Origin of the sequence: Saccharopolyspora terrae (assembly GCF_004348435.1) — a bacterium.
Lineage (GTDB): Bacteria > Actinomycetota > Actinomycetes > Mycobacteriales > Pseudonocardiaceae > Saccharopolyspora > Saccharopolyspora endophytica.
Genome location: NZ_SMKS01000006.1, coordinates 94562 through 115481, shown reverse-complemented (window position 1 = coordinate 115481; position 20920 = coordinate 94562). Strand labels below are relative to the sequence as shown.

Annotated in this window: 22 protein-coding genes and 1 tRNA gene; 14 read left to right on the top strand and 9 right to left on the bottom strand. The window is 68.3% G+C overall.

Going from position 1 to position 20920, the window contains the following annotated elements:
- Positions 1–4 precede the first annotated feature (4 nt).
- Positions 5–745 (bottom strand): helix-turn-helix domain-containing protein, encoded by a 741-nt coding sequence (locus E1181_RS06495; RefSeq protein ID WP_132672985.1) that lies wholly within the window; start codon positions 743–745, stop codon positions 5–7.
- Between the two features lie 186 nt (positions 746–931).
- Between E1181_RS06495 and E1181_RS06490 the strand changes: the two genes are divergently transcribed.
- The gene (locus tag E1181_RS06490; protein ID WP_132672984.1) at positions 932–1135 is read left to right on the top strand and encodes a hypothetical protein; all 204 of its coding nucleotides are present in this window, start codon (positions 932–934) and stop codon (positions 1133–1135) included.
- Positions 1136–1141: 6 nt separating this feature from the next.
- Here the strand turns inward: E1181_RS06490 and E1181_RS06485 are convergent, their stop codons facing one another.
- The gene (locus E1181_RS06485) at positions 1142–1471 is read right to left on the bottom strand and encodes a helix-turn-helix domain-containing protein (RefSeq protein WP_132672983.1); all 330 of its coding nucleotides are present in this window, start codon (positions 1469–1471) and stop codon (positions 1142–1144) included.
- Between the two features lie 165 nt (positions 1472–1636).
- On the opposite strand from E1181_RS06485, the gene E1181_RS06480 reads away from it, so the two are divergent.
- The 10 genes from E1181_RS06480 to E1181_RS06435 all read left to right on the top strand — a co-directional run bounded on the left by E1181_RS06480 (position 1637) and on the right by E1181_RS06435 (position 10091).
- Positions 1637–1945 (top strand): hypothetical protein, encoded by a 309-nt coding sequence (locus E1181_RS06480; RefSeq protein WP_235876511.1) that lies wholly within the window; start codon positions 1637–1639, stop codon positions 1943–1945.
- Positions 1942–2481: a hypothetical protein gene (locus tag E1181_RS06475; RefSeq protein ID WP_132672982.1), complete on the top strand. Its 540-nt coding sequence runs from the start codon at positions 1942–1944 to the stop codon at positions 2479–2481. Before E1181_RS06480 ends, E1181_RS06475 begins: the two co-directional genes overlap by 4 nt.
- Before the next feature lie 121 nt (positions 2482–2602).
- Positions 2603–2887, top strand: a complete 285-nt coding sequence (locus E1181_RS06470; protein ID WP_132672981.1) for a hypothetical protein — start codon at positions 2603–2605, stop codon at positions 2885–2887.
- Positions 2884–3765, top strand: a complete 882-nt coding sequence (locus E1181_RS06465; protein WP_132672980.1) for an ABC transporter permease — start codon at positions 2884–2886, stop codon at positions 3763–3765. The genes E1181_RS06470 and E1181_RS06465 overlap by 4 nt, the downstream gene beginning before the upstream one ends.
- Entirely contained in the window at positions 3762–5975 is a 2214-nt protein-coding gene (locus E1181_RS06460; RefSeq protein WP_132672979.1) for an FtsK/SpoIIIE domain-containing protein, read from the top strand. The genes E1181_RS06465 and E1181_RS06460 overlap by 4 nt, the downstream gene beginning before the upstream one ends.
- Before the next feature lie 141 nt (positions 5976–6116).
- On the top strand, positions 6117–6374 hold the full coding sequence (locus tag E1181_RS06455; RefSeq protein WP_132672978.1) for a hypothetical protein: 258 nt from the start codon (positions 6117–6119) through the stop codon (positions 6372–6374).
- Between the two features lie 13 nt (positions 6375–6387).
- Positions 6388–7395, top strand: coding sequence for a bifunctional DNA primase/polymerase (locus E1181_RS06450; protein ID WP_132672977.1), 1008 nt, complete (start codon positions 6388–6390; stop codon positions 7393–7395).
- 26 nt (positions 7396–7421) lie between these two features.
- Complete coding sequence (locus tag E1181_RS06445; protein WP_132672976.1) at positions 7422–8717, top strand: DUF3631 domain-containing protein; 1296 nt, start codon at positions 7422–7424, stop codon at positions 8715–8717.
- A complete protein-coding gene (locus tag E1181_RS06440; protein WP_132672975.1) occupies positions 8714–8950 on the top strand; it encodes an excisionase family DNA-binding protein in 237 nt (78 codons plus the stop codon). The genes E1181_RS06445 and E1181_RS06440 overlap by 4 nt, the downstream gene beginning before the upstream one ends.
- Positions 8934–10091 carry a site-specific integrase gene (locus E1181_RS06435; RefSeq protein WP_132672974.1) on the top strand — a complete coding sequence of 386 codons (1158 nt, stop codon included), beginning with the start codon at positions 8934–8936 and terminating at the stop codon, positions 10089–10091. Before E1181_RS06440 ends, E1181_RS06435 begins: the two co-directional genes overlap by 17 nt.
- Before the next feature lie 228 nt (positions 10092–10319).
- Here the strand turns inward: E1181_RS06435 and E1181_RS06430 are convergent, their stop codons facing one another.
- The 6 genes from E1181_RS06430 to E1181_RS06405 all read right to left on the bottom strand — a co-directional run bounded on the left by E1181_RS06430 (position 10320) and on the right by E1181_RS06405 (position 15750).
- Positions 10320–11267, bottom strand: coding sequence for a hypothetical protein (locus E1181_RS06430; RefSeq protein WP_132672973.1), 948 nt, complete (start codon positions 11265–11267; stop codon positions 10320–10322).
- A 146-nt stretch (positions 11268–11413) separates the two neighbouring features.
- Positions 11414–11486: transfer RNA gene (locus E1181_RS06425), tRNA-Ala, on the bottom strand.
- A 207-nt stretch (positions 11487–11693) separates the two neighbouring features.
- On the bottom strand, positions 11694–13037 hold the full coding sequence (locus E1181_RS06420; protein ID WP_132672972.1) for an NAD(P)/FAD-dependent oxidoreductase: 1344 nt from the start codon (positions 13035–13037) through the stop codon (positions 11694–11696).
- Positions 13030–13266, bottom strand: a complete 237-nt coding sequence (locus E1181_RS06415; protein WP_132672971.1) for a DUF6158 family protein — start codon at positions 13264–13266, stop codon at positions 13030–13032. The genes E1181_RS06420 and E1181_RS06415 overlap by 8 nt, the downstream gene beginning before the upstream one ends.
- Before the next feature lie 82 nt (positions 13267–13348).
- Entirely contained in the window at positions 13349–14599 is a 1251-nt protein-coding gene (locus tag E1181_RS06410; protein WP_235876509.1) for an MFS transporter, read from the bottom strand.
- Between the two features lie 320 nt (positions 14600–14919).
- Complete coding sequence (locus tag E1181_RS06405) at positions 14920–15750, bottom strand: GNAT family N-acetyltransferase (protein ID WP_235876507.1); 831 nt, start codon at positions 15748–15750, stop codon at positions 14920–14922.
- A gap of 69 nt (positions 15751–15819) precedes the next feature.
- Between E1181_RS06405 and E1181_RS06400 the strand changes: the two genes are divergently transcribed.
- Both E1181_RS06400 and E1181_RS06395 read left to right on the top strand, forming a co-directional pair.
- A complete protein-coding gene (locus E1181_RS06400) occupies positions 15820–17478 on the top strand; it encodes a DUF885 domain-containing protein (RefSeq protein ID WP_235876505.1) in 1659 nt (552 codons plus the stop codon).
- A 107-nt stretch (positions 17479–17585) separates the two neighbouring features.
- Entirely contained in the window at positions 17586–19490 is a 1905-nt protein-coding gene (locus tag E1181_RS06395) for a UvrD-helicase domain-containing protein (RefSeq protein WP_132672967.1), read from the top strand.
- Positions 19491–19497: 7 nt separating this feature from the next.
- Here E1181_RS06395 and E1181_RS06390 read toward each other — a convergent pair whose 3' ends face one another.
- Complete coding sequence (locus E1181_RS06390) at positions 19498–19854, bottom strand: YybH family protein (RefSeq protein ID WP_132672966.1); 357 nt, start codon at positions 19852–19854, stop codon at positions 19498–19500.
- Between the two features lie 91 nt (positions 19855–19945).
- Between E1181_RS06390 and E1181_RS06385 the strand changes: the two genes are divergently transcribed.
- Positions 19946–20821 carry a LysR family transcriptional regulator gene (locus E1181_RS06385; RefSeq protein ID WP_132672965.1) on the top strand — a complete coding sequence of 292 codons (876 nt, stop codon included), beginning with the start codon at positions 19946–19948 and terminating at the stop codon, positions 20819–20821.
- The last annotated feature ends 99 nt before the right edge of the window (positions 20822–20920 follow it).

The window sequence follows — 20920 nt, the reverse complement described above, 5'->3', positions numbered from 1 at the left end:
CTCCTCAAACGGTTTCCGGCGTGGCTTCCTGCCACACGCGCTCGAAGGACCGCAGGTAGTGCTCCCACATCGGCCCGTCCTCGACCTGGCGCAGATGCAGCACGGGATTCTCGCCCGCGAGGGAGCCGAAGGCATGCCCGTTGACGAGCATCTGGTCATCGAAGCGATAGATGGAGTTGTAGAGGATCGTCCCGTGAGTGCGGACCTCGACGTTCTCCAACTCCGCGACCTTGCTCAGGTAGCGGCGCATCATCTGAATACGGCCTTCCAGCCCGCCGGTCGTGCCTTCCTCCTCCGCGCGCTGGATGACAGCGGGAGAGGTCTCATCCCCCACTGCGAAGCGAAAGAGCGCACCGTCTTCGGCTTTCCGCCTGATCACCGGCAGGATGTTGTGCTGCTCCACGAGGAACTGTCCGGAGAAGACCAGCACCTCCATGCGCTCCTGGACGCCGTGGATCAGCTCGTTCCACAGCTCGAACGGCACGGCCGAGCGAGACGGGTACAGGTGCACCAGCTCGACGTCCTGGTTCGGGGCGGTGTACAAGTCCTCTGCTAGGGATGGCCACAGCTGAACCTCGGACGCGCCGAGCAGCTCAGCGACCTTCCTCCGAGTTTGCCGGTGCGGCTTCCGCTCCATCGTGATCCAGCGGCCGGCAGTCTTCTCGTCGACTCCCACCTTGGCGGCGACCTCTTCAATCGTGAGGCCGGCCGCGCGTACCGCTGCACGCAGACGCTCGTTCGCCATCCGCACCCCCGGGACGTTTTGAGGACCTTTCAGGACGTCGAGCAGACGGTATAGAGCTGCGAAGACGTCTGCAACCGCCCCGGAAAGACCCGTGGGAACGTCCGCGGTTTCGCGGTGAACTTGTTGCCAGAGACGGAAAAACCCCGACCACCAAATCGGCGGCGGGGCTGACCGAGGAGGCAACTAATGGCGAAGAACGCGTTCCCGATGATGCCGAAGGCCGGCGGCGGCGTGATGCCGAAGCTGATCGGCTTCCTGGTTCTGTTCGCGATCTGCTCGATGATCATCAAGCAGCCGGTCGAGTCGGCTCAGGTGATCGGCGACCTGTGGGCGAAATTCACCGGCGCCGGCGACGCCCTGGCGACCTTCCTTCAGGCGATCGGCGGCTGACCGATGTCAGGCCTGCTTCTCCTCCAGCGCGACGAGGCGTTCCCGCAGCTCAGCCACTTCTTCGCGAAGTCGGGCCACGTCCTCCTGAAGGTCCGGCTCGTCTTCCGGGGCGTCACCTTCGAGGACCTGAGCCAGGTGGCCCGACGGCCAGCGGAGGGCTTCGGAGATGGCGGCCAGCAGGCGCGGGCTGCGGCGGCGCGGCTCGTAGTTGTTCTGGAGCTGGCGCAGGGTCGCGGTGCTCACCCCGGACCGCTCGGAGAGCTCTCGCTGCGTCAGGTCGAGCTCCGCCAATCGGGTGTTGATTGCGGTCGCTACTGCGTCCCAGTCCTTGCTCACGACACCTCCCGTTGACCCACTCCTATCAGCGCAAATCCTAGCGCTGAAGTTCCATCTTCCTCGCGAAATCCCACGCCGGAGTTATCCCCAACCACCCCCCGCCGCTTCCGTAGCGCTAATTGTCGCGCTAATGTTCTCGCATCGCTCAAGGAAGGAGCCCGAGAGATGGACTCTCACAACCACGACCCGTTCACCTCTGACCTGGACGGACACCACGACATCGAGGCCTACACCTCGTTCGGTGCCGAGCTGGCCTACTGCGAGGCCGAGCTCAGCGAGTTCGAGCAGGGAGCGGTGCAGGACTACTGGTCGCAGGTCGTCGCTGAGGAGCTGGGTGATCTGCCGGTGGCGCCCTTCGTCTGGTCGGAGTTGGGCGCGGGGGAGCGGACGCGGCTGCGGCGGTACGAGCGTCGCGAGGCCGGCGCGGTGCTGCGGCTGATCACGACCGAGGCGGACTCCGGGGAGGCGGCGTGAACGGGCTGGTGAATTGGCTGTTGTCGGGGCGGCGTGTTCCGCGGTTCTCGACTGCTGATGGTTCCCGGGGTGCTCGGCGCCGCCGTGAGCTGACCTGCGGCGAGCACAAGCCGAGTCGCGGTGAGCAGGTCAGCGAGGTCTCGGTGCGGTGGACCTGCGAGTGCGGGGCCTATCGCTTCGAGATCGACGCGCCTCCGCCGCACGTCGACGAAGTCCCCACGGCCGCCTATCTGGAGATGGAGCGCCGGGGGCTTCAGGGCAAGAAGGGGCCGTGGCGGTCTCAGATCACCGGCAAGCCCCTGAAGGTCGAGCCCGCCGAACCGGCCGCCGAGGAGGCCGAGGCGAGCGCACCGGAGCGGGCAGAGCACGAGCTGCGCTGCGACCGGAAGGCCAGGGAGTACGTCAAGCGCTACGGGCCGCAAGCGGCGCGGGACGAGGCCTATTGGGCGGATAACGCCAACGATGTCTGGATGGCCGAGGCCCTGTTCAAGGCCGCCGATCGTCTCGACGGCGGCGAAACCACCTGGCCTTTTTGATGACCCCGACCCAGCAGGCCAGTCGCCAAACCAACTGCTGGGCCGGGTCTCCCACCGATCACCAAACCGCTAGGAGACCTCTGATGCTACGGATCGCCACTAGCCCCTGTGGGGGTGTGCGATGAAGTCCCTGATCATCGGGCTGTTGAGCCTGGTTCTGCACCTGGCCGTGACCCTCGCACTACCGCTGGCGCTCCTGTTGGTGGCCGGGCTGCTGCGGGTCACCGTCGTGACTGTCTTTCCGTTGGTCGTGCTGCTGGCTCTGGCGGTGGCCTCCGGGATTGCCCGCACTGTCGGCCTTGGCCTGTTCGGTCTGGGTGTGGTGCTGCGGCTGGTCATGACCGCTGTCGATGCGGTGGGCGCTCGGGTGCCTGCTCCGCGGCTTCCCGTAGGGGTGGTTCGATGACCACCGCGAAGAGCTCGTATCCGGTGCCGGTCGCCGAGTTGCTGCCGCAGGCCCGCCAGCTCGTCACGCAGCTGGGACGGGTTCCGAGTCGGAACCAGTTGATGGCTGAGCTGCGGATTGGGGCGCCGAAGGCCCGTGAGGTTCTGGAGCGTCTGGCCGCCGAGGGGCCGGTGAAGGCTTCCAACCCGGTGGGTCTGCACGTGGTCACCGATCCTGCCCCGGCCCCGGCCGAATCCACCGAGGCCCACGACGACGAACCCACCGAACCTGATCCCGAGCTCACGGAGTCCACGCACGACTCCGCCGAGGCGGAGCAGGAGACCGAGTCTGCCCCGGTTTCGGCCGAGGAGTCGGAGCCGGTGCGGGAGGCGGTGTCGGAGCCGATCACGGTCGACGCAGACCCGGCCACGCCCACCCGACCGGCCGAGACGACCGCCTCGAAGCCAGTCGCCGTGTGGCCGGTGATGCTGCTGGCTCTACCGGCGTTCGTTGCGATCTGGTCCGGGTGGGTCGGACTCGGTCAGCTCACAGGGTTCGGGATCGTGCACCCGCTGCCCGGGATCGCGGATGGGTTCGCGATCAACACCGCGATCACGCTCCCGATCGGGGTCGAGACCTACGCGGCCTACGCCCTGCGGGTGTGGCTGTCGGGTCAGGTTCCGGCCCGTGCTCGGCGGTTCGCGAAGTACTCCGCCCTGGGCTCGCTCGGGCTGGGGGCGTTGGGTCAGATCGCGTTCCACCTGATGAAGGCCGCCGGCATGACCTCCGCGCCCTGGCTCATCACCGCCGCCGTGGCCTGCCTGCCCGTTGCCGTGCTCGGCATGGGCGCGGGCCTGGCGCACCTGATCAAAGACACCCACCGGGAGGTGCAGCAATGACCGAACAGCCCCAGACCCACAAGCCCACGGGCAACGAGCACCAGGCAGAGGAACAGGCGCGGGTACTGCGCTTCCCCTCCGAACGCCTCAACCACGACCAGACCCAGGCCAAGGCCGAGGCCGAGGCCGGTGCTGAGACGCAGGTGATCGACGGCGAGCTGGTCGACGACGACCGGGACCAGGCCGCACAGGTCGACCAGGCCCAGACCGAGGCGGGTTCGAGCCTGATCCGCCGTGAGAAGCGCGAACCCGTCCTGCCCGGCTGGGCGAGCAGCGTCGAGGAGTTCCGGGAGACCGCGAAGTGGGCGGTCAGCTACGCGGGACACACGCTGGCGTTCCACGCGGTGCGGTGCCCGGTCTACCTCGCCCGCATCCTGATCCGCGTTCCACAAGGGACCCTGCGGCTGCTGCGCGGTTTCCTGCGGTGGGTGACCGACGCCGAAGGCCGGCCGGTTCGGCACGCTGCCGCTGACCGCGCCGACGCCGCCGAATACCTCCGCCTGTCCGGACAACGTGATAGCCGAGTCCGGGGCCGGGTCTACACCACGGTGGGTCTGGGTGCGGCGGCCCTGGCGGCGTTCTTCCTGGGCCGCGAGTTCCTGCCGGAGATCGTGCAGTACGCGATCGTGGCCGGTGCCCTCGGCACTGTGGGGTGGTTGGGAGCTCCGGCGGATCAGCCGATCGCCTCGCGGGCGGTGGAGGCGACGAAGGTGCCGAAGCTGACCAGCAACGCCGTCGAAATCGCCCTGGCCGCCCTGGGCATCTCCGGCATCAACCAGGCGATGGGCAAGGGCGGCGAAGGCATCGGCTTTCCGAAGCCGATTTCGCGTGATGGCAAGGGGTGGCGGGCGGATGTGGACCTGCCGCACGGTGTGACGCCGGGCGACATCATGGACCGCCGCGAAAAGCTCGCCTCCGGTCTCCGCCGGCCGCTCGGGTGCGTGTGGCCCGAGGCCGACAACGGCGAGCACGCGGGCCGGTTGATCCTGTGGGTGGGGGATCAGGACATGCGCAAGGCCAAGCAGCCCGCTTGGGCGCTGCGCAAGGGCGTGCGCGTGGACCTGTTCCAGCCCCAGCCGTTCGGCACCGATCAGCGCGGACGCTGGGTGGACCTGCGCCTGATGTTCACCTCGGTGGCGATCGGGGCGATCCCGCGCATGGGCAAGACCTTCGCACTGCGCGAGCTCCTGCTCATCGCCGCACTCGATCCCCGAGCCGAGCTGCACACCTACGACCTCAAGGGCACCGGCGACCTCGACCCACTGGAAAAGGTCACCCACGCCCACGGCGTCGGAGACGACGACGAGGAGATCGAGAAGGCTATTAGTGACCTGCGGAAACTCCGCGACGAGCTCCGCCGCCGGGCGAAGCTGATCCGGGACCTGGCCAAGCAGGGGCTCGCGCCGGAGAACAAGGTCACCCCGGAACTCGCGGGCAAGAAGTCGCTCGGTCTGCACCCGATCGTCATCGGGGTGGACGAGTGCCAGGTGTGGTTCGAACACCCCGACCACGGCGAGGAGTTCGAAGCCATCTGCACCGACCTGGTCAAACGAGGCCCGGCGCTGGGAATCATCATCATGCTGGCCACCCAGCGCCCAGACGCGAAGAGCCTGCCCACCGGGATCAGTGCGAACGTGTCCACGCGGTTCTGCCTGAAGGTCCAAGGGCAGACCGAAAACGACATGGTCCTGGGCACCTCGAAGTACAAGCAGGGCGTCCGAGCGACGACGTTCGCTTGGGCGGATAAGGGCATCGGCTACCTGGTCGGTGAAGGCTCGGACGCGCAGATCGTGCGCACGGTGGCAGGTTTGGACGGTCCGGCCTCGGAGAAGGTCGCTGCCTACGCCCGCACCTTGCGCGAGCAGGCCGGAACGCTGACCGGCCACGCCATCGGCGAGGCACCGGAGGTCGACGAGTCGGTGTCCAAGAAGGACACGTTGCTCGAAGACATCCTGGCCGTGGTCGGTGAGACGGAGAAGAAGGTCTGGAACGAGCGCGTCATCGCCCGCCTCTACGAGCTGCGGCCGGAGGTCTACGGCACCTACCGCGAGTCGGCGGACCTCACCGCGGCTTTGAAGCGGCACGGCATCCGCACCGCCCAGGTGTGGGGCACCACCGACGACAACAAGGGCGCCAGCCGCATCGGCATCACCCACGCCGACATCGCCCAAGAAGTCGCGGAACGTAATCGCCGCGAGGGGTCCGGCTAGCCCTTGCCGGGTCTCTAGACCTAGACGACCACGCCTCTAGGTCTAGAGACCCCGCTAGACCCGCATTCCGTTCTTCACCAGCGCCCTAGCCCCTAGAGGTGCGTGGGCCAGTGCGCCCAAAAACAGCCCAGGAGGCCACCTGTGACCCCCGCCGACTCCGCTAGCACCGTTCTGTTCCTCGCCCTCGTGTTGGTCACGTTCGGTTACGTCGTGGCGTGCTGGTTCTGGCCGTTCAAGGCCTGCCGCACCTGCCGAGGCACCGGCAAATTGCGCTCCCCGTTCCTGCGCGCCATCCGCCTCTGTCCGCCCTGCAGCGGCACCGGCCTCCGCCTGCGTGATGGCCGCCGGGTCATCAACGCCGCTCGCCGCATCCACCGCGCCAACCACCACCGCCACTGAAAGGAGGGCAGCCATGACCACGAACCTCACCATCGCCAGCTGGCTCGCCGCACAGGGCATGTATGTCTTCCCACTGCGGCCAGGAAGCAAGCGCCCGTTCGCCAACTGCCCGCACTGCAAGGCCGGTCACGCCGCCCCGGCCGCGTGCAGGTGCCTGACCGCCGAGCAGCCCTGCCACGGCCTGCTCGCCGCCAGCACCGCTCGGGAGTTGATCCGCCGGTGGTGGGCCCGCACGCCGGGCGCCGGCGTCGGCATCGCTACGGGGCCGTCCGGGATGGTCGTGCTCGACCTCGACCGCAAGCCCAAGCCGCCAGCCCCGGCAGCGCACGACGTGCCCAGCCCGGTCGGCGACGGGCTGGAAGCCCTCGACGCCCTGACCATCACCGCCGGAGCACCCTGGCCAACCACGCTCACCGTCTCCACACCCTCCGGCGGCCGACACCTGTACTTCCGCGCACCGGCCGGGCTGGAAGTGCCAAGCGATGCGACGGGGCGTGTGGGGCACCAGATCGACGTTCGTGCCCTGGGCGGCTACGTCCTGGCGCCCGGAACCAGCACCACAACACCCCCGGAGGACGTCGCCGGGTCCTACACGCGGATCTCAGCGACCGCTGAGATCGCCGAGCTGCCCTCCTGGCTGCGATCCAGGGTCATGCCCCCGGCCACACCAGCCCCAGCAGCTCCCAACCTCACGGCAGCCCGCCCGGGTGATCACGCACCGGGCTACTGGCAGCGCGTCTGGGAAGGCCAGCTGTCCAAGGTCGAAACCGAGCCGGGGGAGCGCTGGCGCCTGGTCTATGCGGCAGCTCGACGCCTGGCCAACCTCGCCACCCACGACACCGCCCCCTGGACCGCGACCGACGCGATCGACGCCCTGACCGCCGCCGCGCTCCGCCGACGTGAACGCACGGGCAAGCCCCTCGAACCCGCCGCCGCCCGACGCAACGCCATCCGCGGTTGGGAGCGCGGAACCCACGACGACCCGGAATCCCTGCACGGCCTCGGAAACCGCATCGCATGACCACGAGCTCGGAAGGAGGTAGCTCAATGACGACTCAACCCAACGGGGCCGGGCTACTGGACCAGCTGCACACCGCGCTGACCCGCTACGTCATCCTGCCCAGCCCGCAGGCCGTCGACGCCGTAGTGCTGTGGACCGCCGCGACCCACGCCCAGCCGGCATGGGCTCACGCCCCGCGCCTGGTCATCCGCGCACCGGAGAAGCGCTGCGGGAAATCGCGACTGCTCGATGTGGTCGAGGCGGTCTGCTACGAGCCGTTGATCACCGTCAACGCCTCGCCCTCAGCGATCTACCGCTCCATCACCGACGACCCGCCCACGATGCTCGTCGACGAAGCCGACACGATTTTCGGTGCCGAGGCCGCGAGCAACGAGGACCTGCGCGGCCTGCTCAACGCCGGCCACCAACGCAACCGCCCGGCGATCCGATTCGACGCCAACACCCGCAAAGTCGAGTCGATCCCCACGTTCGCCATGGCTGCGTTGGCCGGCATCGGCGCCATGCCCGACACCATCGAAGACCGAGCCGTGATCGTCCGGATGCGGCGACGTGCTCCGGGCGAATCGGTCTCGCCCTACCGCCACCGTCGCGACCGCCCGGCCCTGACGCACTTGGGCGACCAGATGACCGCCTGGCTTCGAGGCGACCTCAACGTTCTCGAACGCGCCGAACCGGAGATGCCGCTGGAAGACCGAGCCGCGGACACGTGGGAGCCGCTGATCGCGGTGGCAGACCACGCCGGCGGCAGCTGGCCGGACCGCGCACGCCAAGCCGCGGTTGCCCTTCTGGCCGAGGCGACCGACAACGACGAGGGCACCATCCGCACTCGGCTGCTGGTCGACTGCCGCACCGCGTTCAACGACGCACAGGTCATCTCCACCGCCGACCTGCTCCGGCAGCTCAACTCCGACCTCGAAGCCCCGTGGCGCGACTACGGACCTGGCGGGTTGAGCCCGGCGAAGCTGTCCAAGCTGCTCGTCGAGTTCGAGATCCGATCAGCGAACGTGCGGTTCCCCGACGGCTCCCAAGCCAAGGGCTACCGCCGCGCCGACTTCGCCGACGCCTGGGCTCGGTACTGCCCGCCGGAGTCCCGGGCGGAGGAGCCGTCCCAGCCGTCCCAAGCGTCCCAGCCCAGGTCAGCGCGGGACGGCACCACCGCCCGGGACGGCTCAAGCCGTCCCACCCAGATCACCGGCCCAGTCCCCTGGGACGGCACAAGCCGTCCCAGCAACCCAAGCCGTCCCAGCCTGACCTGCATTGGGACGGATGGGACGGCTGGGACGGCTACCCCACGCACCATCAACTCCAGGGGGATCGCATGACCACCGCGCACTTCTCGGCTGAGGGCGTCCCACAGCGTCTGCTGTACCCAGTCCGCGAAGCGATGGTTCTTCTCGCGCTGAGCCGATCGACCATCTACGAACAGCTTCGCTGCGGTCGGCTCCGCTCCGTCACTCAGGGCGCTACGCGCCTCATCCCGGCAACTGCCCTCACCGACTACGTGGAACTGCTCGAAAAGGAAGCCAAGGAGGACGGCAATGGCGAAGCGGCGTAGCCGAGGCGAAGGCGGTCTGCACTGGCACGAGGGCCGACGTCGTTGGATCGCCTGGGTGACGGTCGGTTTCGATGCTGCGGGCAAACGCAAAACGCGCAGCGCAAGTGGAGTCACGAAGACCGAGGCGAAAGACAAGCTTCGTGAGCTCGTCGACAACCGTGAGAAGAACCAGCCTGCACCGAGTACCTACACCGTCGAGGAAGCTGTTCGAGGTTGGCTGGCCTACGGGCTGAGTGGCCGGTCCAAGTCCACAGTCGAGAACTACCGGAACAACGTCGAGATGCACGTGATCCCGTACCTGGGCAAGAGGAAGCTGGTTGATCTGTCCACAGAGGATGTGGAGCGATGGCTGGCAGACCGAGCAAACCAGCTGAGCACCCGGACGCTGCGGCTCTTGCACTCTCTCTTGAGCCGCGCCGTCCGGTACGCCCAGGCTCGCGACAAGGTCATGCGCAACGTGGTCGAGCTGTGCGAGATCCCAGCGGGGCTGCAAGGCCGGCCATCGAAGTCCCTCACACTCGACCAGGCCGAAGCGGTGTTGAAAGCCTCAGAGAACTCGAACATGCACGCCTACATCGTGCTCTCGCTGCTGATCGGGGCTCGGCAGGAGGAGCTTCGCCCGCTGACTTGGGATCATGTCGACCTCGACGGCGACCCAAGCGCAGATCCGCCGGTCCCACGCTCGATCGAGGTTTGGCACTCAGTCCGCGAGGGCGGTGACACGAAGACAAGGAAGTCACGCCGCACCTTGGCGCTCCCCGCCCGGTGCGTCGTGGCCCTCCGACTCCACCGACTTCGTCAACGCGACCTGGCACAACGTCAAGGTCAGCAGTGGGACCCGACAGGACTGGTATTCCCATCAACCAACGGCACGGAGCTTGATGCCCACAACGTTCGGCGTGCCTTCCGGCGAGTCGTCAAAGCCGCCGACCTCGAACCACATCAGTGGACACCCCGCGAGATGCGGCACAGCTTCGTATCCATCATGTCCGCATCGGGTGTCTCTCTAGAAGAGATCGCCCGCCTGGTTGGCCACAGCGGCACCCGCGTGACGGAGCTGGTTTACCGCAAGCAAATCAAGCCCGTGATCGTCGAAGGCGCCGAAGCGATGGATCAAGTCTTCCAACGATCGAAGACTTAATTTCAGCCGGTAGCAAGAATGCAGCTAGGGCCGATTAACCAAGATCGGCCCTAGCTATACCCCATGCGCTCCCGGGATTTTTTCAGTTCACCCGGAGCCGTATTTAAAATGATCTGCACTCACCCCAAGATCCCCTCCTGATATTTTTTAGCGCTCGTTCCACCTGCTGCAGGGTCAGAGACCCCAGCCTCCTTTTAGCCTTACGCGACTAGCGTCATCCCTGGGCTTTCAGCTACCCCTTTCAACCCGTTGCCCGTTGTCTTCTTCACCGTGCTCGCGAGCTTCTTCGCTATCCGTCCGGCCAGGATGAACAACCACTCCTCCACTGACCGAGCCTGCTTGCAGTACCGTGCCGCCAGGTTCAACACGACCGAGGGAGTTCATAGACTCTCCTCCCCCCGTTGCGTACCGAACTGCGACACGCTCAACAATTCGGGCCACCGGCAGCAGGTGCGGCAACATGAGACCACCGATTAGCAGCGTCGCCACGATCCGAACAAGCTGGATAACCCCATCAATATAAAAGCCGCTACTGAGCGATAGCACTAACTGAGAAAGGGTGAGCAAGACAGCTTGGACCACGAACGGACGGACATGCTCCTGATCTTCCTTGACTCTTGAAACATCACCGCGCTCAAACGCGACTCCACCTTCCTCATTCTTCGGGTGAATGTCGGTCCAATTAGCCCAGTCACCACCGTCCGATATAAATCGGAACTGAACGCTCTGACCCGGTTCGAGGTGTCCGATCCGGAACCGGCGACTACCCGGTGGCGTATCGGAGTCGGTCACCTCGCTGACGTCCAACTCCGGCTCCGGGACCGGATCAAGAGCGGCCTCGAGCACCTTGGCATCGGAGGGAAACGCAAAGCGCACGAACTCATTGAAAACGGGTGCGCCACCGGTGTTGACGATCCGAAACGTGACCGTGGTCAGGTCACGCACGGTTTCCTCGCCATAACGAACTTGCACCTGCCCCCTGAGCTCTTCCTTGACCTCCACGAGACTCGAGTCAACGTCCATGTCCCAAGACAGCTGCTTGAGAGCCTTCTTGTTCTTCCTCGCCTCAAGACGCACGCCGGTGAGGTAGGCGAGCAGACCTGTGATGATCGCCGCGAAGACTGTAGGGCCATACTTGGTGACAAGAAGGTCAACCAGCTGCGTGTTACCAGCCAACGTGCACGCTCCTCCTAGATCAAGTACGGCTCATTGTGCCGCGCAGGGAGCCGCGCTGTCCTCTGATCGAGAAGTTAGACAGGCAGTTAGACAGGCAGAACGAGACCAGGGCCGATGCTCGGAAGCATCGGCCCTGGTCGTAAGGGTGGAGCTGACGGGATTCGAACCCGTGACCCCTTGACTGCCAGTCAAGTGCGCTACCAGCTGCGCCACAGCCCCTTGTTCTGTTTTCCCGAGGTGTTCGGTTTGTTTCCGCCCCGCTCATCTCGTGTGCCAATACAGTACAACAGCCGTTCGGGCCCGTTTTCAGGGGGTCCCCATAAGGTGGCGAACCGGCCCTGAGCTGGGCAAACGGGTGCTGTCGCCTTCATCGACGGTACCTGTCCTCACGGAGTCGTGGGGACTCCGTGAGGACGGTCACCCCGATCATCCTGCGGCGGTCGTTCCGCGGGGTTTCGGGAGGCCTCTGGTGTTGGCGGCTTTGACGAACTCCGCTCTCGGGTCGTGGAGTTCTCCCAGGGCGACGACCTGGCGGCGGAATGGGAGTTCCAGCAGCCAGTCGCCGAGGATGCGGGCCTTGCGGGACGTCGTCGGCATCTTCATCAGGTGGTACGCGCGGTGCAGCAGCCACGCCGGGAGGCCCTTGAGCTTGATGCCGTAGACCTCCGCCGCGCCCCGGAACAGCCCCAGGCCCGCGACCGAGCCCGCGTGCTTGTGCCGGTACTCCTGCAGCTCCTCGCCGCGCAGCTGGGCGATGATGTTGTCCGCCAGCAGCTTCGCCTGGCGGACCGCGTGCTGGGCCGAGGGGCTCGTCAGGGCTTCCGGATCGCTGCTGGTGAGGTCCTGGACCGCGGCGCAGTCCCCCGCCGAGAACACGTTGTCGGTGCCCTTCACCTGCAGCCTCGTCGTGCATTCCAGGCGCCCCTTGGAATCTCGGGGCAGATCGCTGTCCTCCAGCATCGGGTGCGGTTTGACGCCCGCGGTCCAGACGATGGTGTCCGCGTGGAAGTCGTCGCCGTCGGACAGGACCGCGTGCCCGTCCACCAGGGAGCTCGCGGTCGTGTTGAGCTTGACCTCGATGCCGATGTTCTCCAACTGCTGCTTGGTGTACTCGCCCATGTGCGGGCTGACCTCGGGCATGATGCGGCCCATCGCCTCCACCAGCACCCAGCGCATGTCGTGCTCGGACAGCTGCGGGTAGCTGCGGATCGCGTAGCGGGCCATGCTCTGCAGCTCCGCAAGGGCCTCGATGCCCGCGTAACCGCCGCCGATGAACAGGAACGTCAGCAGCCGTCGGCGCAACTGCTCGTCCTCCGTGCTCGCCGCTATGTCCAATCTGGACAGAACGTGGTTGCGGAGGTAGATGGCCTCGCCGATGGTCTTGAACCCGACGCCCTGCTCCGCCAGGCCCGGGATCGGCAGCGCGCGGGAGATCGAGCCCGGGACCGGGACCAGGATGTCGTAGTCCAGCTTCTCGGCCTTGCCGTCGCCCAGCGTCGCCGTCAGGCACCGGTTGGCGTGGTCGATGTTGTTGACCTGCGCGGTCAGCACCTCGCAGCGGCGCAGCGCCTCGCGCAGCGGAACCACCACGTGACGCGGTTCCAGCGAACCGGCGGCGGCCTCCGGCAGGAACGGCTGGTAGGTCATGTGCGGCTGGGTGTCGATGACCGTCACCCTCGCCTCACCCGCGTCCAGCTTCTTCTGCAGCCGGAGGGCCAGGGTGAGCCCCACGTGTCCGCCACCGATGATCACCACGCGTGGACTAGGCATGCTGCGGCTCCCCTCGTGCACCATCGCGCGTTCGGCGCGGGTCGACGTCGCGCTCCGGGTAGCGGCGCAGGTACTCCTGCTCCAGCTCGAACGTGCGGGCGGTGTGCTCGCGCAGCGCGTCCGGCGAGCCGTGCAGGAACGTCTCGTTGCGCGTCTGGTGCAGGTGCCGGAGTTCCCGCAGCAGCAGGTCCTCGGTCAGCTCGTGCCCCGGAATACCGGTGGTGTTCATCTCGTCCTCCCGCATCGGGCAGGGGCAACCGCAACGCCGGCGGCGTCACACCCGAGTACCCGGAACGGGGGCGATCAACACCTCAGGCCGCGGCACGCACCTGTTCGGTGCCCGATTCCGGGCGCGGACGCGTCTCGGGTGCACCCACCCAGGCCAGCAGGCCGAGGGCAGCGGTGGCGCCCGTGACCAGGAACGCGGCCTGGTAGGAGACGGTGTCGGCCAGGACCCCGGCGATCAGCGGCCCGAGGATGGCGCCGAGGTCAGCGGCCTGCTGGAACGTCGCCAGCACCGTTCCGCCGCGCCTGTTGCCGCCGATGATGTCGGCGACCGCCGCGTTCTGCGCCGGATTGAGGACTCCCGCGCCCATGCCCGCGATCAGCGACGCCGCCAGGAACACCGGGACCGACGTGGTGAAGCCCAGCGACGCCGTTGCCACACCCGAGACGACCAGGCCGATGAGCACCATCGGCTTGCGGCCGTGCCGGTCGGTCATGCGCCCCGACAGCAGCAGCACACCGGCGTTGCCGATGGCGAACACCGACAGGGCGATGCCGGACATCGACTGCGGAGCCTTGAGTGCCTCGACCACGAACAGCGGGACCAGGGCGATGCGGACGCCGAAGACCGCCCAGCCGTTGCCGAAGTTCGACAGCAGCGAGGCGACGTAGGAGCGCATGCGCATGGCCTCGCCCAGCGGCATCGACGGGGTCGCGTCATCACCCAGCGGAGCGGCCAGCGTCGACTTGCGCAGCAGGAACCAGCCGAGGAAGGCGGCCACGAACAGCGCGATGCCGTAGGTGACGAACGGCAGCCGCAACGAGTAGCCGACCATCACGCCGCCGACGATCGGGCCGGAGACGTTGCCCAGCAGGAAGCTCGTCGCCCACACGCCCGAAGCGCGTCCGCGCAGGTGCGGCGGCGACATCCGGATCAGCAGGCCCACGCCCGCGACGGTGAACATCGTCGAACCGATGCCGCCGAGCGCGCGGAAGATCAGCAGCTGCCAGTAGGAGTCGGCGAACGCGCACGCCGTGCTGCTGATGCCGACGATCGTGATGCCGATGACGTAGATCGTGCGCTCGCCCGCCGCCGAGACCAGACGTCCGCTCAGCGGGGCGAACAGCAGGCGCATCATCGCGAAGGCGCTGACGATGAATCCGGCGGCGGTGACGCCCACGTCGAAACTCGTGGCGAACGCGGGTAACGCGGGCGCGACGATGCCCATGCCGACGGCGACGATGAAGCTGCCCGCACCGAGGATCCAGATCTCCCGGGGCAGGGAGGAGAGGCCCTGGCTCGTGGTGGTCTTCTCTGACGCTGAGCCGCTGGACACAGGCTTCCTCCCGGATTCTGGACAGTTCGAGCCACAGCAACCAACGCCGCCCGCGGGCGAGGAAATTCCGCCGGAGCGCTTTCGTGGCGCGCACCTCACCCGTGCGGTCCAGCATCCACATCGCGAGACGCCCGATGGGGCGGTGGCCGTTCGAATTTCGCGCGAAGTTCGAGTCCCGAAGTTCCCGCTCGAATTTCGCGCGAAATTCGAATCGCCACCGCGCCCGGGCGTGTCTTCGCAGGTCAGCGAACTCGGAGTCGGGTTTGGGTCACATTTCGCGCGAAATTCGAAACGCCACGCTCGCGAACGGGCTCGCCGCGTCAGAGCAAGTCGTCGATTCTGCGGGCATAGGCGGTGACGCCGTAGGCGACGTCGAAGCCGATGGCTTCGGCGAAGCGCTGAGCCGTGCCGCCTTCCTCGGTGTGGGCGGCGACCAGCAGCGCGCCCATGCGGCGGAGCTCTTCGGAGGCTTCGGTGACCAGGTCGTGGCCGATGCCGCGCCGACGGCGGCCCGGACGGACCACGACCTGCTCGACGAGACCGACGCCGCGTTCGACGAAGCCCTGGACGAAGCCGGCGATCCGGTCGACGCCCGGATCGTCGACGACGAGCACGACGCTGCGGTTCTCGTCGAAGCGATGTGCCAGGTGGCGGGCGAGGCGCTGCTCGCCTTCCTCGGACAGGCCGGTCTCGTCGGCGTAGAGCTCGACGATGCCCTCCAGGTCCCGGTCCTCGGCGGGGCGCGTGACGCCGCGGCTGAAGCCGCGGGTGCGGTGCAGCAGCACCACCTGCTCCTCGACCGCGCGCCAGGCGGCGTCGTCGGCGATGCCCTCGATCTCCCCGACCGTGGTCGGCGAGGCGTAGACGACGGCTTCGGACCGCCCCGCCTCGGCGAACACCTGCTCCAGCTCCATCAGCGTGCCCGCCACCTGCGCGCCGGTGCCCCACAGTGCGCACGCGTGGTTGGCGACCGGCAGCGGGTTGTCCTGGTTGAGCACGACCGTCGCCACGCCCACCCGGGTGCGCATGCCGTAGCGGACCACGGCGGAGGCCAGGCGGGCGGTCTCGACCAGCCCGGCCAGCTCGCGGGCTTGCCTGGGGTCGAGGAGGGTCTCGTCGTCCGGATCGTGCAGCGGGTCCACGGGGTTCATTGTCCCCTCAACCAATCCCGTTCCGCGTCGCCCTGCCGGATGTCGGTCCGGAGGGGCAGGATTGTTCGCGTGACGACGCCGGATCAGCTCGCCGAAGAACTGCTCGATCTCGAACTCGACTCCGACCCGATCGGTGCCTCGCTCTACGGGCTGCCGGGCCGCGATCACCTGCTGCCGAACATCTCGACCGCGGCGGAGCTCACCCAGCGCGACCACGCCGAGGACATCCGGGTGCGGGCGATGGCCGTCGACACCACCCACTCCAGCTTGGAGGAGCGGCTGACCGTCGCCGTCGTCGTGCAGCACGCCCAGTCCACGGTCGACCGGCTCGACGCCCGCGCCCCCGAGTACACGGTGATCGGCAACCTGTTCGCGCCGGTCGCGGGCCTGCTGTTCCACCTCGGGCAGGTGCCGGTGAGCGGCAGGGAGCAGTCCGAGGACTACCTGCGGCGGATCGCCCGCATCCCCGACTTCACCGCCGCTGCCGCGCAGCGCCACCGCGAAGGCGTGCGGGCCGGACGGGTTCCGGTGCGTCCGCTGCTGGACGGCGCGATCGCGGACCTGGATTCCCGCCTGGCCAACCCCGACCAGGACCCGCTGCTCACCCAGCAGCTCCCCGACGACCTCTCCGAGCAGCGCGAACGCCTGATCCGCGACGTGGTCAACCCGGCGCTGGCCGAGTACCGCGAGGTCCTGGCGCGGGAGATCGCCCCGCACGCGCGGGACGCCGAACACCCCGGGTTGTGCTGGCTGCCCGAGGGGCACGAGATCTACCAGCGGCTCATCCACGCCCACACCACCACCGAGCACACCCCCGGTGAGCTGCACGAGATCGGGCGCGCGCAGCTGGCGTCGCTGCGCGCCGAGATCTCCGGGCTGGGCGAACGGCTCTGGGGCGAACCCGATCCGGAGGCGGTGCTGCGGCGGATGCAGACCGACCGGTCGCTGTGCTGGGACGAACCGGACGAGATGCTGGCGGCGGCGCGCGAGGCCATCGACAAGGCGACCGCCGAGGCGCCGCGCTGGTTCGGGCGGCTGCCGCAGCAGCCGTGCGAGGTGCGGCCGGTGCCGGGCACCCCGTCGGAGAGCACGCCGATCGGCTTCTACATGTCGCCCGCGCTGGACGGCTCGCGGCCCGGCGTGTACTTCGCGAACACGCTGCGCGCCGAGCAGCGGCCGCGGTTCGCCGCCGAGGTCATCGCCTTCCACGAGGTCGTTCCCGGCCACCACCTGCAGATCAGCTTGGCCCAGGAGCTGACCGAGCTACCGCTGCTGCGCAGGCTCACCGGGTTCAACGCCTACACCGAGGGCTGGGGGCTCTACACCGAGCGGCTGGCCGACGAGATGGGGCTGTACTCCGGGGATCTGATGCGGCTGGGCATGGTCGTGCAGGACCTGCTGCGCGCGGCGCGGCTGGTCGTCGACACCGGGCTGCACGAGTTCGGCTGGAGCAGGCAGCGCGCGCTGGAGACGATGATCTCCAGCACCACCCTGTCGGACCTGGAGGCCGCCTCCGAGGTCGACCGCTACATCGTCTACCCCGGCCAGGCGCTGTCGTACCTGGTGGGGAGGTTGGAGATCGAGCGGATCCGGGACGCCGCGCGGCAGCGTCTCGGCTCGGACTTCGACATCAGCCGGTTCCACGACACCGTCCTCGGGCACGGTGCGCTGCCGATCTCCACTTTGGAGTTCCTGGTCAACGATCAGCCCCCTGCTACATCCAGGTGACGCCGTCCCAACTCGCTCGAAATCGCAACGGAACGCATTAATGTCGATACCGAGCGTGTTCACTGCTGCGCGCGATCAAGCACGGGTGGAGCTGGACAGGAGGCGCCGTGACCGGGACTTTCCACCACCGCCAGGAATTACTCCGGCGCGAAGCGGAGGCCCAGCTGCGGGACCGGCCACTGCCGACGTGGCAGAAGCGCGTCCTGCACCGCTTCGCGGCCGAGCGCGACAACGGCTGGTACCCGTTGCTCAACCAGTTCGCACCGCACACTCCCCGGCAGCGGCCGGATCTGGTGCTCGTCGGCCGGATGGGCGTTCTGGTGGTACTGCTCCGGGAAGCCGAGCCGGACTGGGAGGACTCGCGGGCGGCGTTCGTGTGGACCGCCGAGCTGCTGGCCGGGGCCGCGATCGGGTCCGGGATGCTCAGCGAGTCGGTGCTGCGCACCGTGGTGGTGCACCCGATAGAGCACACCGGACGCAAGGGCCGCAGCGCCGATCACCTGGCGATCACCGAGGACGAGCTGGACCGGTTGCTCAAGCGCGGCGAGCGGATCCTGACCGCCGACGAGGCGCTGGCGCTGGCCAAGCACCTCGACAGCCGCACCTTCGACCTGACGCCGATCATGTGGAACTCGCAGCGCATCCCGCGGCAGCGCGGCAGCGTTCCCGAGGTGCTGCAGGAGCCGGTCGCCCCGTCGTCGCGGCGACCTTTCCGGGACTGGCGCTACTTCCTCGACGACGCGCAGCTGGGCGCGGTGCGTCGCAGCTTCTCCGGTCCGGCGCAGATCAGCGGCCCGGCCGGGACCGGCAAGACCACCCTCGCGCTGCACCGGCTGGCCTACCTGGCCCGCCGCGGTGACGGCAAGCTGCTCTACACCGCGCCGCTGGACCGGGTTCCGGAGCGGGCCGCCGGCCGGTTCGGGCAGATGGCCCCGGAGCTGTCCGGGCAGATCGAGTTCGCCTCGCTGCACGGATGGGCGCGGGACTTCCTCGCCGGGCGCGGGCGTTCGGCGGACGTCGACGAGCAGGAGGTGCGGCGCGCCTTCGACGCGGTGTGGTCGCGGGACGAGGTGCTGCGCGGTGTCCGGAACTCGCGGGAGTACTGGAAGGACGAGATCGACCGGGTGATCAAGGGCCGCGGGATCTCGTCTCTCGACGCCTACCGGACGGTGTCCCGGAAGGGCCGGGGCGGTCAGCTGCCGGCGGATTTCCGGTCCCACGCCTGGCGTTTCTACTGCGACTACGAGCGGGAGCTGTCCGAGCGCGGCGTCTTCGACCACAACGACGTGCTCAAGCGCGCGCTCGCCGAGCTGGAGCGGCGGCCGCTGCCCCGGCAGTACACCGCGGTCGTGGTCGACGAGGCGCAGGAGCTGACGGTGATCGGCCTGCGGCTGGCGCACGCGATCAGCGGCGACGAACCGGACCAGCTGCTGCTGGTCGGGGACGGTCAGCAGCAGGCCTTAGCGGGTGGCTGGCGGTTGTCCGATGCCGGGATCTCGTTGCACGGGCGCGGTGAGGTGCTGCGCAACGACTACCGCAACCGGGGCATGGTGCTGGAACGCGCCGGGCAGGTGGAGGCGATCAACCGCTACGACGACGGGCCGTCGCTGCCGTTGAGCGCCGCGCTGCCGGTGCGCAGCGGCGGGCGCGTCGTCGAGTGGCACGGCGAGGACCAGGAGCGCGCGCTGCTGGGTGCGCTGCTCGCGCTCGACGACGGCTCGTCGGCGGCGATCATCACCCAATCCGAGTCGGCGACCGAGCACTGGCTGCGCGTGCTGCGCGACGCGGGCATCACGACTCTCCCGCTGGCGACCTGGGACGGCCGCGACACCTCGGACACCCTCGTCGGCACGGTCCTGGAGGCGAAGGGAGCGGAGTTCCGCACGGTCTTCCTCCCCGCCGAACCCGCTCCCCCGGCCGATTCCCACGAGGACCGCGAGACCCACGAGCGCCGACGCCTGGTGGCGATGACCAGGGCCCAGGACCACCTCTGGCTCTCCCACCTCCACTGACCGCACGTCACCGGGGTGGGCGGAACTCCGGTTGGTCGAGGAGGCGGAGCCAGGTGCCGTCGGGTTGGCGACGGGCGACCTGCGCTCGGGCGCCCGCGCCGTCCTCGGGCGGGGTCGCGGTGAGGGCGATGTCGCCGCTGATCAGGGTGGGCAGCGGGGGTTCCGGTTCGAAGCGGGGGCGGTTGGCCAGGACCTCCTCCCAGAGGGCCTGGATCGCGTCGCGGCCCACCGTCGTCTCGCCGGGCGGGTAGGCCATGACCGCGTCGGGTTCGTAGAGCTCGGCCACTCCCTCGGCGTCCCCTGCGTTGCTGCGTTCGACGAAGAGCCTGGTCAGGTCTTCGGGTTCGCGGGCCTTCTCGCGCATCTGAGTTCTCCTCTCGGTCACGGGTCCAGCCTGCGTCCGCCCTCACCAGAAGTCCAACAGATGGTTCTGATGATAACTAGAATCAGCGGTTGTGGACTTGCGTCAGCTGGAGTACTTCGTCGCGGTGGCCGAGGAGCGGAACTTCACCCGGGCCGCGCAGCGCGTGCACATCAGCCAGTCCGGGGTGAGCGCGCAGATCAGGCGGCTGGAGAAGGAGCTCGGGGCGGAGCTGTTCGACCGGTCCGCGCGTGCGGCGGAGCTGACCGCGGCGGGCAAGGCTGCGCTGGAGCACGCGCGCAGCGCGCTGGCCGCGGCAGGCGCCGTGGGGCAGGCGGTCGGTGAGATCACCGGATTGCTGCGCGGGAACCTCACTCTCGGGATGGTCATCGGCTGCACCGTCACGCCGCTGTTCGACGCGCTCGCCGAGTTCCACCGCGCGCATCCGGGCGTGGAGCTGTCGTTGCGGGAGGACAACTCCGATCGACTCGTCGACGAGGTGCGCAGCGGGACGCTGGACCTCGCCCTGATCGGCGCCGAATCGGCGCCCGAGGGACTGGAAACCCTCACGATCCTCAGCGAACCGCTGGTCGCGGCCGTCCCCGAAGGTCACGAGCTGGCCGGGCGCGCGATCGCGCTCCGCGAACTCGCAGCGCACCCGGTGGTCTGCATGCCGCCCGGAACGGGGCTGCGGGCGGTGTTCGACCGCGCCTGCGCGGCGCGCGGCGTGGAGCCGGTGATCGCGTTGCAGGCCAGTGCGGCGGGCGCGATCACCGACCTGGCGCTGCGCGGGCTCGGCGTGGCGATCCTCAGCGAGTCGATGGCCGCCGAGCACCCCGGCCTCACCGCGCTGCCGATCACCGACGCCGGCGATCCCGCCCTGCTCGCGATCACCTGGCGCCCGGACGCGAACGTCGCCGCGCGCGAGATGATCCGCCACTGCCGCAAGGCCTTCCGGACCGCCTCCTGACACCCTCACCCCAACGGACTACCGCGGCACCAGGGGTTTCGAATTTCGCGCGAAATTCCAACGCCAAAGTTCGGGCTCGAACTTCGCGCGAAATTCGAA

Bases quoted from the DNA above. Each gene is read 5' to 3' on its own strand.
- E1181_RS06450 (WP_132672977.1), top strand. From the start codon at position 6,388: ATGACCACGAACCTCACCATCGCCAGCTGGCTCGCCGCACAGGGCATG.
- E1181_RS06495 (WP_132672985.1), bottom strand. From the start codon at position 745: ATGGCGAACGAGCGTCTGCGTGCAGCGGTACGCGCGGCCGGCCTCACG.
- E1181_RS06460 (WP_132672979.1), top strand. From the start codon at position 3,762: ATGACCGAACAGCCCCAGACCCACAAGCCCACGGGCAACGAGCACCAG.
- E1181_RS06480 (WP_235876511.1), top strand. From the start codon at position 1,637: ATGGACTCTCACAACCACGACCCGTTCACCTCTGACCTGGACGGACAC.
- E1181_RS06470 (WP_132672981.1), top strand. From the start codon at position 2,603: ATGAAGTCCCTGATCATCGGGCTGTTGAGCCTGGTTCTGCACCTGGCC.
- E1181_RS06405 (WP_235876507.1), bottom strand. From the start codon at position 15,750: ATGAACCCCGTGGACCCGCTGCACGATCCGGACGACGAGACCCTCCTC.
- E1181_RS06440 (WP_132672975.1), top strand. From the start codon at position 8,714: ATGACCACCGCGCACTTCTCGGCTGAGGGCGTCCCACAGCGTCTGCTG.
- E1181_RS06420 (WP_132672972.1), bottom strand. From the start codon at position 13,037: ATGCCTAGTCCACGCGTGGTGATCATCGGTGGCGGACACGTGGGGCTC.
- E1181_RS06435 (WP_132672974.1), top strand. From the start codon at position 8,934: ATGGCGAAGCGGCGTAGCCGAGGCGAAGGCGGTCTGCACTGGCACGAG.
- E1181_RS06490 (WP_132672984.1), top strand. From the start codon at position 932: ATGGCGAAGAACGCGTTCCCGATGATGCCGAAGGCCGGCGGCGGCGTG.
- E1181_RS06390 (WP_132672966.1), bottom strand. From the start codon at position 19,854: ATGCGCGAGAAGGCCCGCGAACCCGAAGACCTGACCAGGCTCTTCGTC.
- E1181_RS06445 (WP_132672976.1), top strand. From the start codon at position 7,422: ATGACGACTCAACCCAACGGGGCCGGGCTACTGGACCAGCTGCACACC.
- E1181_RS06415 (WP_132672971.1), bottom strand. From the start codon at position 13,266: ATGAACACCACCGGTATTCCGGGGCACGAGCTGACCGAGGACCTGCTG.
- E1181_RS06465 (WP_132672980.1), top strand. From the start codon at position 2,884: ATGACCACCGCGAAGAGCTCGTATCCGGTGCCGGTCGCCGAGTTGCTG.